Annotated in this window: 11 protein-coding genes; 5 read left to right on the top strand and 6 right to left on the bottom strand. The window is 72.0% G+C overall.

Features of this window, described 5'->3' with window-relative positions; all coding sequences use genetic code 11:
- Window positions 1-50 precede the first annotated feature (50 nt).
- Together AC3B5L_RS00915 and AC3B5L_RS00910 are read right to left on the bottom strand one after the other, a co-directional pair.
- Entirely contained in the window at window positions 51-1,472 is a 1,422-nt protein-coding gene (locus AC3B5L_RS00915) for a sigma-70 family RNA polymerase sigma factor (protein WP_490096079.1), read from the bottom strand.
- Between the two features lie 119 nt (window positions 1,473-1,591).
- Window positions 1,592-3,154: a DUF5979 domain-containing protein gene (locus tag AC3B5L_RS00910; protein WP_490096078.1), complete on the bottom strand. Its 1,563-nt coding sequence runs from the start codon at window positions 3,152-3,154 to the stop codon at window positions 1,592-1,594.
- A gap of 498 nt (window positions 3,155-3,652) precedes the next feature.
- Between AC3B5L_RS00910 and AC3B5L_RS00905 the strand changes: the two genes are divergently transcribed.
- From AC3B5L_RS00905 to AC3B5L_RS00890, 4 genes are all read left to right on the top strand, one after another.
- Window positions 3,653-4,390 carry an SGNH/GDSL hydrolase family protein gene (locus AC3B5L_RS00905; RefSeq protein WP_187662911.1) on the top strand — a complete coding sequence of 246 codons (738 nt, stop codon included), beginning with the start codon at window positions 3,653-3,655 and terminating at the stop codon, window positions 4,388-4,390.
- Between the two features lie 97 nt (window positions 4,391-4,487).
- Complete coding sequence (locus tag AC3B5L_RS00900; protein ID WP_187662910.1) at window positions 4,488-5,228, top strand: Type 1 glutamine amidotransferase-like domain-containing protein; 741 nt, start codon at window positions 4,488-4,490, stop codon at window positions 5,226-5,228.
- Entirely contained in the window at window positions 5,225-6,580 is a 1,356-nt protein-coding gene (locus AC3B5L_RS00895; RefSeq protein WP_187662909.1) for an anaerobic C4-dicarboxylate transporter family protein, read from the top strand. The genes AC3B5L_RS00900 and AC3B5L_RS00895 overlap by 4 nt, the downstream gene beginning before the upstream one ends.
- Before the next feature lies 1 nt (window position 6,581).
- Entirely contained in the window at window positions 6,582-7,916 is a 1,335-nt protein-coding gene (locus AC3B5L_RS00890) for a threonine/serine exporter family protein (protein ID WP_187662908.1), read from the top strand.
- Here the strand turns inward: AC3B5L_RS00890 and AC3B5L_RS00885 are convergent.
- The 4 genes from AC3B5L_RS00885 to AC3B5L_RS00870 form a co-directional block, all read right to left on the bottom strand.
- Window positions 7,913-8,092 (bottom strand): type II toxin-antitoxin system RelE family toxin, encoded by a 180-nt coding sequence (locus tag AC3B5L_RS00885; protein ID WP_311198664.1) that lies wholly within the window; start codon window positions 8,090-8,092, stop codon window positions 7,913-7,915. The two genes, AC3B5L_RS00890 and AC3B5L_RS00885, sit on opposite strands and share 4 nt — an antisense overlap.
- A 20-nt stretch (window positions 8,093-8,112) precedes the next feature.
- Window positions 8,113-8,706, bottom strand: a complete 594-nt coding sequence (locus tag AC3B5L_RS00880) for a DUF305 domain-containing protein (protein ID WP_490096077.1) — start codon at window positions 8,704-8,706, stop codon at window positions 8,113-8,115.
- A gap of 68 nt (window positions 8,707-8,774) precedes the next feature.
- Entirely contained in the window at window positions 8,775-9,170 is a 396-nt protein-coding gene (locus AC3B5L_RS00875; protein WP_187662906.1) for a DUF6153 family protein, read from the bottom strand.
- A 38-nt stretch (window positions 9,171-9,208) separates the two neighbouring features.
- The gene (locus AC3B5L_RS00870; protein WP_363445202.1) at window positions 9,209-9,739 is read right to left on the bottom strand and encodes an ECF transporter S component; all 531 of its coding nucleotides are present in this window, start codon (window positions 9,737-9,739) and stop codon (window positions 9,209-9,211) included.
- Window positions 9,740-9,861: 122 nt separating this feature from the next.
- Here AC3B5L_RS00870 and AC3B5L_RS00865 point away from each other — a divergent pair, with 122 nt between their 5' ends.
- Window positions 9,862-12,402 (top strand): LuxR C-terminal-related transcriptional regulator, encoded by a 2,541-nt coding sequence (locus AC3B5L_RS00865; RefSeq protein ID WP_490096076.1) that lies wholly within the window; start codon window positions 9,862-9,864, stop codon window positions 12,400-12,402.
- Window positions 12,403-12,452 lie beyond the last annotated feature (50 nt).

The following is a 12,452-nucleotide window of genomic DNA, read 5'->3' as shown; positions in this document are numbered from 1 at the left end:
GACTCCTACAGGACAGCGATCCGCGGGGGTGATTACGCGCGGTTCCGAAATCAATCCACGATGACCACCTCCGCGCTCGCCGCGCCGGAGATCCCGGCGATGTTGGACTGCGCGAAACTCAGGGTCACTGCGGTCCCGGCGGGCACCGGATAGGCGTCGACGCGGAAGCTCGCCTGCCATCGCTCGTTCGCCGCGCACGTCCCCGCCGCCAGGGTGGCGCCGTAGGCGGACACCGTAAGGTCGGCACCGACCTCGCACGCCACGGTCACGGACAGCAGCTCGGTGCGTGAGACCTGTCCTGGCACGTCGATGAGGACAGGAGCGCTCGGCACGCTCGCCTCGGGGACGGGTTCCGGCTCCGGCTCCGGCGGCGGCGCTGCCGGAGCGGACGGCTCCGGCGCGGCCGACGGCGGAGGGCTCGCGACCGGCGTCGCCGCCGGGGCGGATGTCGCCTCCGGGGATGGGGCCGGGGTGGGTACGCTCCACGTCACGACCTCCGTGGCGGCGGGCGCCGCGACCACGGCGGTGCCCCCGACCACCGTGGCGGCGACGGTCGCCGCGAGGGTCCTCGCGGCGACCGCGGCCACGATACCGATGGTGGCCTTCGCCGCAGCGATACCCGCGACCGGAGCGGCGATCGCGGGCGGCAGCGGGGCGGCGCTGGCGGACAGTCCGGCAGATGTCAGCGACTGCCAGATCTGCGCACCGGCCCCCACCGTGATGCCGGCGGGGAAGAGGACGGACAGCATGCGCGAGCTGGCGTGACGCGCCTCCTCGGCCTTGGCGCGGCAGTCGGCGCACTCGTCGAGGTGGGCGTGCACACGGGCCGTGTCCCGGGGCGTGAGGCGCTGGCGGGCGTGTGCGCCCAGCTTCCCCATCGTCCACTGACACTCCCGGGAGGCCGGCGGGCGGGCCGCGACGTGCGCGGTGATCCAGGCCTGCCGGAGCCCCTCCCTGGCACGGAAGGCGAGGACCGCGGCCGCGCGCTCGCTGATGTCGAGGCGCTTGCCGATCTCGTGCATGGAGAGGTGCTCGACCTCGCCGAACCACAGCACATCCTGCCAGCGCTCCGGCAGGGCCAGGATGGCCTGCGAGACGAGCGAGGCGTCGAAATCGGCGTCGGCCGCGGCATCCGTGCTGTTCGGGTCCTCCACCGCCTCGATGTACTCGATGGGCACCTCGCGACGGGCGCGGCCCCAGCTGATGGCGAGATTGCGCATCGTGGCGAACAGGTACGGCTTGAACGCGGCCGTCGGCCCCTTCCCGGCCTGGATCGCCTGATAGATGCGGGTGAAGGACTCTGCGACGAGGTCGTCGGCATCGGCTGACCACCAGTAGCTGCGGGCCACGGCCGCCGCCGCGGGTGCGTAGCGCTCCCACAGCTCCGCATAGGCCTGCTCGTCACCCCCGCGGACCCGGTCCAGCAGGTCCGCGTCGCGTTCCCTTTCCTCGTCTCTGCGTTCGTCGCTCATGGTGTTCCCTTCCCCCGAGGGCCTGTGTCGGTGAGGTGACAGACCTCACCCGTGCGTTCTCACGCCGACGCGGGGCACGGCCCGGCGGATGTCGGCCGCACCCCGCCCGGCGCGTGCGATCAGCGGTTCCCGCGGCGTGCGCGTCGCGCGGCCGCCAGCGCGCCTCCCATCCCCAGAAGCAGCACCCCGGCGAGCAGACCCGCTGTCGCGATCCCCCCGCCGGTCGTGGCCAGCGAGCCCCCGGGAGTGCCCGCCGGCGTGCTCGGCGTGCTCGGCGTGGCCGGCGTGCTCGGCGTCGCCGGCGTGCTCGGCGTGGCTGGAACGGGCGGCGGGGGCACGACGGCCACCGGGTTCTGCACGCTCACGGTGACGGTCTCGTCCCCCACCGTGAACCGCTCCGGGCTGATCACCGGCGTGCCCCAGGCGGTGCCGGCCACGGGCTCCGGCGCCCGCTCGCGGACCCTGACCTCCGCGCCGGCAGGCAGCGCCGGGCTCGTCACCGGCGATCCGGCCTCGAGATCGAGCACCCCCGAGCCCGCCGGGAAGCCCGGCCCCGCCGGGTACGTGTACTCCAGCACGTACCGGGTCCCGGCGGGGATCCGCTCGGTCGCGGCCGCCGGACCGCTGAGGGTCTTCAGCGCCGTGAAGCGCCCGACGCGCGTACCGTTCCCCGTCCCCGAGCCGCCGTGGCGGGTGACCTCCGACGTGACCGTCGACGATGTCTCGGTGCCGACCCGGATCTCGGCGGCGTTGCGGTAGGTGCCGGCCGCACCGTCGTCGGTCACCCGCGAGAGGTAGTGCACGTTGTAGAAGCCGCCCTCGACGGCGGTGAAGGTGACGGTGGTCCCGTCGGCGGAGACGGTGTAGTCGGCGGCAGCGACCTCGGTGACCGGCCCCGGGACGACGAGACCGCTGGGGAGGGTCTGCAGACCGGTGGCGACCCACAGCGACGGGTAGCGTTCCCCGGCGGCGGATTCGCGCAGGAGCTCCTGGTCGGAGCCGATGACGTCGGTGACGACGACTTCCTGACCCGCGGCCATGCCCTTCGCTCCCGCCCCGACGGCGACGTCCCACGCGATGGTGTCCGAGGTGTTCTGGTACTCCCCGCTCTTGAAGTCCGCGCGGCCTCGGAAGTCACAGTCGGTCGTGCAGATGAAAGGGTCCGGCTTCACATCGACGGAAGCGGTGACGTCACCGAAGTCGTAGGTGACCGTGGTGGTCTCGCTCACCTCGGTGGTCACCGTCGCCCAGAAGGAGAAGCCTCCGGAGAGACCGACGGGGTGCTCCTCGAGGTAAGCGCTGTCGATGTCGCAGACGAGCTGCGCGGCGGTCGTCACGCAGCGTCCCGCCTCAGCTCCCGTCGCGTCGAGCAACGGGAAGGTGTCCGGCAGCCCACGGAGGCCCTCGGGGAGCTCGACGACGAAGCCGGCAGGTGCGACCGGGTTGTCCGGCAGGGACCAGGTGCCGGTCAGCTCGGCCTTCGTGCCGCTGGCGACGGCCGTCTCCGTGAAGGCCAGGGACTCGACCGTCGCGCCGGTCGTGTACGGCGGGGCCGCGGTCGCCGCGACGGGGACGAGCAGGGCTCCGACGAATCCGCCGACGATCATGGCGACGGCGGCGACGCGGCGGGCGATGCGGCTCCGTCCCGAGCGGGGTCGGACGGGTGGCGAATGGGTCAGCATGTGTTCCTCCGGTGACAGCCGCGCACACGCGACGTGGGCACGGTCGAAGATGAGACACGGCGGGGCCCGACGTACTACGCGCGTTCCGCAGGATTGCGGAACGCGACGATGCACGCCGCACGTGTCTCCACGCCGCGCGGCGTCGCACTCTCTCCGCCCGCGGCGATGCCGCGGAGCTCTCCCCCGGCCCGCAAGGTTCCCCTCCCTCGCACAGGCCGCCAACGACGGTACCCCTCATGCGGCGCATCGCAGGTGTTCGCAGCCGCGCGTATATCGGCGTTCCGGAATGGGCCGACGGAACGCCCCGAGACCGGGGCTGTGCGGCGGGCCGGGGGAGCAGCCCGCCGCACGAGGGACTCGATTTCTCCACGTCGTCGGGTTGGGGATTCGACGACGTCCTGGGCCACGGATCCCGTCCGCGCTCACATGCCCAGCCTCGCCCCTCGGCAAACAGGACGGGAACGGCCCCTGAGCATTACGCCGGATAAGCTCGGAAACGTGCCGATCGCCCCCTCCGCCTCCCCTGCCACCGCCGACGACGACCTCCGCCGCCTCGCCGACGCGCTCCGCGACCCGGCACCGCTGAACTGGGTCATCACCGGCGACTCGATCACCCACGGCCTGGTGCACACCCAGGGCGGGCGCAGCTACCAGGAGCACCTCCACGAGCTGATCAGGGGCGAGCTCGAGCGCGTCCGCGACATCGTGCTCAACACCGCGATCAGCGGCAACCGGATCGTCGACATCCTCGACGACTGGGAGCGTCGGGTCGCGGGCTGGCAGCCGGATGTCGTCACCCTCATGGTCGGCACCAACGACGCCTCGGACGGCGGGCCCCGACCGGTGATCTCGCCGGACGACTACGCCGCCTCCCTGCATGACTTCGTGAGCCGGGTGCGCGAAATCGGCGCCATCCCGGTGCTCCAGACGCCGCCCGCCATCGACGTCCGCAACGCGCCGGAGCGGGCGCGGATCGCCGACTTCGCCGAGGCCGTCCGTCGGGTCGCGTCCGCGGAGGACGTGATCCTCGTCGACCAGTACGCGCACTTCGCAGAGCTGGGCGGTGGCGGGATGCCGTGGGGCCTCATGAACGACCCCTTCCACCCCAGCGCCGCCGGACACGCCGCTCTCGCCCTGGAGCTCGCCCGCGTCCTCGGCATCGCGCCGGAGGGACCGCGCGCCCGCACAGCCGCCCTCCTGGAAGGCATGGTCGGCACGGCTCGCGTCTTCGGCTGAGAGGCGCGGATTCACCCGGCCAGGGTGACCGCTCTGGACGGCGGTGACGGCGCGACGCTAGGTTGAGCGCATTCACACTCGACAGTGAGGTGGGGGCATGTCGCACGTCGTCGCAACCGGGGCCGGCAAGGCCATGATGGAACGTCGGAACGATCCGACGCACGAGTACATCCTGAAGCTCACCGGCAAGGAGCGGCCTCGGGTCCTCTTCGTCGGCACCGCGACCGGCGATGACACCGCCTACATCGTGAGCTTCTACTCCACGTACGACTCCGACAGATGCGCGCCGCACCACCTGCCGCTGTTCCATCGCGCCGTCGACGACCTGGCCGGGTTCGTGAAGGGCTTCGACGTCATCCACGTCGGCGGCGGGAACACCGCCAACATGCTCGACGTCTGGAAGCGTCAGGGCCTCGACGAGATCATGCGCGAGATGTGGGAGGACCCCTCGTCGAACGTCGTGTTCACGGGAGGCAGCGCGGGCGGCATCTGCTGGTTCGAGGGCGGCACGACCGACAGCTACGGGCCCACGCTGCAGGTGCTCCCCGAGGGTCTCGGGTTCCTGCACGGCAGCTTCTGTCCGCACTACGACGCCGAGGACCAGCGACGGCCGCTCTTCCACGCCTCCCTGCTCAGCGGCGAGCTCTCCACCGGGTATGCGGTGGGCAACCTGCAGTCGTTGCACTTCGAGAACAGCGAGTTCGTCACGGCGGTCAGCCCGGTCGAGAACGCGTTGGCGCTGAAGGTCGAGGCGGCCGACGGGAATATCGTCGAGACCGAGCTGCCGGTGCAGGTCCTCACCGGGGCGGCGCCGATCGTGAAGGGGCCGTCGTCGTGAACGACAGCGTCTGGATCCTCGTCGCCGAGCTCATCGTCGTCGTCCTGGCGATCTTCATGGGCACCCGCACGAGCGGGATCGGCCTGGGCGTGTGGGGCCTCGTCGGCGTCGCGGTGCTCGTGTTCGTGTTCGGGGAGGCCCCCGGCAACGCCCCCGTCGACGCGGTGTTCATCGTCATCACGGTCATCACCGCGGCCTCGACCATGCAGGCCGCCGGCGGCATCGACTGGATGGTGTCGGTGGCCGCGAAGGTCATCCGCAAACGCCCGAAGTCCGTCGTCTTCCTCGCGCCGGCCATGTCGTTCCTCTTCACGGTCGGCGCGGGGACCGGCAACATCTTCTACCCGCTGCTGCCCGTGATCTACGACGTCTCCTACCAGCAGAAGATCCGGCCGGAGCGGGCGCTGTCGGTCTCGGCCGTCGCCTCGCAGGTCGGCATCCTGTGCTCGCCGGTCTCCGCGGCCACCGCATCGATGGTCGTGCTGCTCGCGCCGCAGGGCGTCGACCTCGGCGGCCTGCTCCTCATCATGTGGCCGGCCTCGATCGCGGGCCTGCTCGTCGCCGCCCTGGTCATGATGCGTCACGGCAAGGACCTCGAGGACGACCCGGAGTACCAGAAGCGCCTGGCGGAGGGGCAGATCAAGCCGCCCACCGTCGACGCGCACGAGAACAAGCTCCCGCCGACCGCCGTGCTCTCGGCCTCGCTGTTCCTCGCGGGCGTCGCGGTGATCGTCTTCTTCGGCCTGTTCGAGAACCTCCGTCCGGTCATCGGCACCGATGACGACGGCGACCCGCTCCGCCTGAGCGTCACGGTGATCATCGAGGTCGTCATGGGCATCATCGCCGCGCTGATCTTCGTGTTCTGCAAGGTCAAGGCCGCCGACGTGCCGAAGCAGTCCACGTTCCCCGCGGGCATCGTCGGGGCCATCGCCCTGTTCGGCATCGCCTGGCTCGCCAACACGTTCGTCGCCGCGAACCAGACCCTCATCGTCGACGGGCTGGGCTCGGTCGTCTCCGGATCGTCCGCCTTCCTCGGCGCTCTGCTGTTCGCGCTGGCGCTCTTCGCTGTCGCCATGCTCACGACCAGCCAATCGAGCGCCACGAACGCGATCGTCCCGATCGGCATCACGATCGGTCTGCCCGCCTCCCTGCTGGTGGGGCTGTGGCCGGCGGCGATGGGCATCTACACGCTGCCCGCCAACGGCAGCCAGGTGGCGACGGTCGCGTTCGACCAGACCGGAACGACGAAGATGGGCAAGTTCGTCATCGACCACTCGTTCCAGCTGCCGAACCTCGTCTACGTCGGCACGGCGATCGTCGTCGGGGTGGCGCTGTCGTTCCTGTTCACGTGACATGACCGACGTCGTCGACCGGTCGGCGCTGCGGCAGTTCCTCCTGGGACTGGCTCAGGGCATGAATGCATCGGCGGAGTCCGTCGACCGCATCCGGGACACGATCGCCGAGGTGGCCACGGCATCGGGGGGAGACGGCGCCGACTTCGTCGTCCTGCCGACGATCATCATCGTGGAGACGGGGGACGCGGAGGAGCAGCGGGTCGCGTTCCGGTCGGCCACGAACGCCTCGTTCCGCTTCGACCAGATCGCCGCGCTGTACGACCTCATCGCGCAGGCGAAGACCGGCGCCGTGGACCCGCTGGACGGCATCCGGCGGCTCAACGAGATCGGCGCGATGCGCCCGCGGCTCGGCTGGTTCACCCGCACGCTCGGGCATGCCATCCTCACGACCGGCCTCGCGCTCCTGCTCGCGCCGACCTGGCAGGGCGCGCTCGTCGCCTTCGTGCTCGGGTTCGGGATCGGCCTGCTCAAGCTCGTGCGCTCCCCCACGCTGCAGCTGGTCATGCCCATCGCCGCGGCCTTCGTGTGCGCGGCCGCGGTGTTCCTGCTCGCGGAGGTGATCGAGATCGGCGACCCGATCCGGCTGCTGATCGCGCCGCTGGTGACCTTCCTCCCCGGCGGCGTGCTCACCACGGCGACGGTCGAGCTCGCAGCCGGGCAGATGATCTCCGGTGCGTCCCGCCTCATCTACGGGTTCGTGCAGCTCGCCCTCCTCGCCTTCGGCATCCTCGCCGCGGGCGCGGTGGTGGGCGTCTCGAGCGACTCGTACGAGGCGCTCGACGCCTCCTCGTCCTACCTGCCCTGGTGGGTGCCGCTGCTGGGCATCCTCGTGTTCGCACTCGGCAACTACCTGCACTTCTCCTCCCCGCCGTCCACATTCGGGTGGGTGCTGCTCGCCCTGGTCGTCGCCTACCTCGGCCAATGGGCGGGAACGGAGTTCATCGACCCGGCGGTCGGCGGCTTCGTCGGCGCGGTCGCCGTCACGCCGGTCGTGTTCTGGATCGCCGGGCTGCGCCACGGGGCCCCGTCGCAGCTCACGTTCCTCCCCGCGTTCTGGCTGCTGGTGCCGGGAGCGGCCGGGCTGGTGGGACTCACCGAGGCGGTGGCGACCGACAACGGTCTCGCCGACTTCACCGCCGCCCTCGTCTCCGTCATGTCGATCGCCCTGGGTGTGCTCATCGGCACGGCGCTCTACCGCGTCGTGCACCACGGCGCGGAGGAGTTCGTCCAGTTCGCCGTCGCCCCGCCGCCCGCGGAGGACGAAGAGCCCGCGCCGACGCTCTGGCACCGCCTGTCTGCCCCGCTGCGCCGCCTGCGCCGCCGCGATCGCTAGCGGTACACCTCGCGACGGTGGCCGGCGTGCACGACGACGACCGTCAGGATCCCGTCCTCGATCCGGTAGAGCACCCCGTAGTCCCCCGTCCGCACCCGCCACTCCGGTCGGCCGGTGAGCTTGCGTGCTGCGGGGGGCCGCGGGTCTTCGGAGAGGAGCTCGATGACGGCCTGGATACGTCGGGACCCGGTGCCGATCAGAGCGTGGCGAGGATCTCCTTCATCTCCGCGATCTCCGCGGTCTGCGCGTCGACGATGTCCTGCGCAAGGGCGACCGCGTCGGCGTTCTCGCCGTCCGCGACCTCCGTCTCGGCCATCTCGGCCGCGCCCTCGTGGTGGGCGATCATCTGCTCCAGGAACAGCCGGGACGCCTCCGGGCCCGCGGCGGCTTCGAGCGCGGCGAGGTCGTCGTCGCTCATCATGCCGTCACCGTGGTCCATCTCGGCGGGGTCACCCGCCTCGGCACCCCAGTCGTCGAGCCATCCCTGCAGCTGCTCGATCTCCGGGCCCTGAGCGGCCGTGATGCGTTCGGCGAGGTCGGTCACCCGTGGGTCGACGTCATCCTTCGCGAGCACGATGTCCGACATCTCGACGGCCTGCTCGTGATGGACGATCATCATGGACGCGAACATCGCATCGGCCTCATTCGCTCCGGCCAGCGGGGCGTCCGAGGTGGAGTGATCCATACCGGAGTGGTCAGCCGGTCCCGCAGGTGCGGCCGAGGCGCATCCCGCGAGGGCGAGGGTTCCGACCAGCACGAGGGCGGCGGCGGCAGCGGTTCGATTCTTCATTTCTCTCTCATCTCTGTCTGTCGGAAGGGCGTCCGCGGTCGCGGAGCCCGGGCGCTCACCAGCGCCGATCAGGTCCGACTGATGCAGAGGACGTGGAGTGAGGGGGGACGGAGAGGGGCGGCGGCGGTTCCCGCGCGCACGCGGAGGGCGCGCAGCAGGGGAGCGATCACGGCCGCGCGAATGGGGCGCAGCACCAGGAGCAGTCCGCCGAGGAGCGCGAGGACGCAGGCCGCGCCGCCATCCCCCGCGGAGTCGTCGGGGGCGACGGCCGCCTCGGCGACGGACACCGCATGCGCCGCCGACGCCGAGGGGTGCGCGGGCACCGGTGCCGCGTGGCCCGCCATCGCGTGCGCTCCGGGGGTGCCGTGCGTGTCGAGCGCGTGCATGCCGAGGAGCCCGAGCACGATGCCGCCCACGAGGAGGACGACGAGCAGCGCCCTCTGGAGCACGCGACGACCGGCCATGGGTCCACTATACCCGGTGGGGGTATAGTGGACCGCAGTCAGCGGGCGACGCCGGCGCGACGCAGCAGCCGGCGGACGGCGAGGACGACTCCCGCCACCGCGAGCTCCCCGAGCACCCGGCCGAGCAGCGTGGCGATGAGCACCGGCGGGACGAGGTGCTCCGGGGAGAACACCGGGAGGGCCACGAGGAAGAGCACCACCCCGGTCACGGCGCCGGCGAGCAGGACACGACCCGGGCGGACCGCGGCGTCGCGCCGGAACGGCAGCGCGAGGTCGAGGACCGCGCCGCCGAGGACGAGCGGCACCACCCCGAGCAGCCCGATGGGGGACACCGCGAGCGTCAGCACCCCGGTCACGAAGGCGGCCAGCGTCGCCATGCCAGGGACCCGGGTGACGACGCGGGCGAGGAAGGGCAGTGCGGTGTGCACGGCCGCGACCAGGGCATACGCGGGAGGGGAGGCGGCGGCCAGCACGCTCGTGACCGGGACGACAGCCAGGAAGACGAGGGCCTGAACCGCGCCGAGGGCTGCGCTCACGAGCAGGGCGCTGGTCGGCACACGGCGGGACACGGGCGATATCGGACCACTCACTCCTCCGAGCCTAGAACTCCCGGCGCCCCTCGCTCCGCAGCGTCCTGCACCGTGCGGGTTTGGATATCGTAGGGGTGGGGATGCGTACCTGGGGAGGGACGATGCCGACTTTCGGCGCGCAAGGGGACACGAGGTTTCCGCGGGTTTCCGCGCACGTGATCGGGCGTCCGCGGCTGAACGCGGTGCTGGATGCCGGGGCTCCGCTCACGCTGCTGCGCGGCGCCGCGGGCTCCGGGAAGACCACCGCCCTGGTCGGCTGGGCCTTCACCTGCTCCGCCCGGGTCGTGTGGCTCACGGTCACACCGGCCCTGGCGACGAGCCCGGCACTGGCATCTGCGCTGCTGCGGGTGCTGCGCGGCACGGACACGGACACGGGCGCAGGCAGCACCGATCCGGCCACCGGGGACGGCTGGCCCGCCGTCGGGCACTACCTGTGCGATCACGAGGAGCCTGTCGTCATCGTCCTGGACGACGCCGCCGCGCTCGACCGGGATGCGGTCTTCGACCTCTGCCGCACGGTCGCCGTCCCGTCGCACGTCCGCCTGATCGTCGCCACGAATCGCCCCAGTCCCTTCGACAGCGACGGCATCGGCCTCGTGATCGACACCGCGCTGATCTCTCCGGAAGACCTCGCGTTCGACACCGACGAGATCCGCCGCGCTCTCGACGTGGACGAGGACATCGCCGTCGCCGTGCGGGCGGCCACCGAGGGATTCGCGGCGGTCGTGCGTGCCGTCGCTCTCCGCGGCCGTGCCCCCGACGGCACGACGATCGTGGAGGTCGCGACGGCGGCGGTCGACGACTACCTCCGCAGCCGCATGGAGGAGGGCACGTTCGGCGCCGGCGTCCTGGAGGGTCTTATCCGGATCAGCATCACGGACACGGTCGACCTGCCGTTGGCGCAGGCCCTCAGCAGCGATCCGGACATCGGCACGGCCCTCGACGAGGCCGAGGCGTTCGGCTTCGGCCGATGGTCGACGGACTCCGGGCGCCGGACCTTCACGATCGCCGCGCCGGCCCGCACCCTGCTGCGTCACGACCTCCTGCGGCGGTTCCCCGCCGAGATCCGCGTGCTCCGACGCCTCGCGATCGAGGGCGCCCTGCGCCGCGGCGCCCCCTTCGAAGGACTGCGCCTCGCGATGGAGGAGGACGACCTCCACCTCGCGGCCCACGTCATCATGTCCGGGTGGAGCCACCTCCTGGACCACGACGGTCGCCGGGTCGTGGCGCTGCTGGGCGACCTGCCTCTCGCCCGGCTGAAGCAGGAGCCGCTGGTGGCCATGCTCCTGGGCATCTGCCTCAATGCCAACCGGCTCCGGCGGGTGCGCGGACTGCAGCTGCTGCGGATGGCGATCTCCGCCGCGAACGCCCGTCGGAACACGCTCTCTCCGACGGAGCGCCTGTTCATCTGGACTGCCGAGAGTGCGGCGCTGCGCGTGATCGGGATGCCCGACAGGGCGGGGCAGGTGGCCGCCCGCGCGCTGGCTCTGTTCACCGAGACACCCGAGTCCCAGTGGGAGCAGTACGCGATGGAGATGCCGCTGCTCTGCACGCACCTCGGCATCTCGCTCTACTACGGCGGCCGTCGGGAACAGGCCGTGCGCCTGTTCGACGAGGCCGCCGCCCTCGCGGCGTCGCAGGGCAGCGGGAAGGCGTTCCACGCCGTCAGCCTCCTCGGCGGGATCCACGCCCTCAACGGCGATCTGCCGGAGGCCCGGCACTATGTCGAGATCATCCGCGACGGCTCGTGGGATCCCGCGCAGCTGGACGGCTACCGCGGCACGTTCTACCGCGTCGCCGAGGCGATGCTGGCGGTCGAGGACGGCGACCTCGCCGCAGCCAAGCACCACGCGCGCGCCTTCCTCCCGCACCGGGCGACGAGCGAGCACTGGACGACGATGGCGACGGTCGAAGCCTGGATCGCGCTGCATGAGGGCGATGCCGCGGGCGGACTGGAGCGACTGGAGTCGTTCGCCCGACTGCGCGGACGCGAGGCCGGCTCTCCGCCGGCCCGCCAGGCGCTGAGCCGCCCGCGGATCCTGCTCCACCTCGCCCTCGGCGACATCCGCGCCGCGCGCGGCATCAAGCAGCGCGACGCCGGGGCGGACCGCTTCGGCACCCTTCTGGAACGGGCCAGGGTCGCCCTGATCGACGGTCGCGCGCCCGAGGCGGCGCGGCTCCTCTCTCACACGCGCCTCGAGCCGACGACCTCACGCGAGCGCGCGGAGGCCGCGGCGGTGCAGAGTGCCGCCCTCCACCGGGTCAGTCCCGCCGCCGCGCAGGCCGTGACCGAGGCGCTGAACGCCCAGCTCGCCGACCGCGGACTGCGCACCCCGCTGGCGCTGCTCAGCGCCGAGGATTTCGCCGCCGTCCGCGCCGACCTCGCTCCGATCGGCGGCGCGCCGCTGCCCGCCCGATCCGCGTTGCCGTCGTTCGCCGCCCGCCCGAGGCTGTCCTCGCGGGAGCAGGTGGTGCTGCACGCGCTCACCACCGGGGCGCCGCTGCCCGAGATCGCCGCGGAGCTCCAGGTCTCGCCGAACACCCTGAAGACGCAGCTCCGCAGCATCTACCGCAAGCTCGACGCGGCCAACCGTACGGAGGCGCTCGAACAGGCCGCCCGGCACGGCCTCCTCCGCGGATGACGAGAGCCCCGCCCGTCGCAGACGACGGGCGGGGCTCTCCGGCGGAACCG

It is taken from the genome of Microbacterium sp. C-MGS6, from assembly GCF_058140415.1.
Note: the sequence above shows the minus strand (reverse complement) of the source record. Positions and strands in the feature narration are given on the sequence as shown.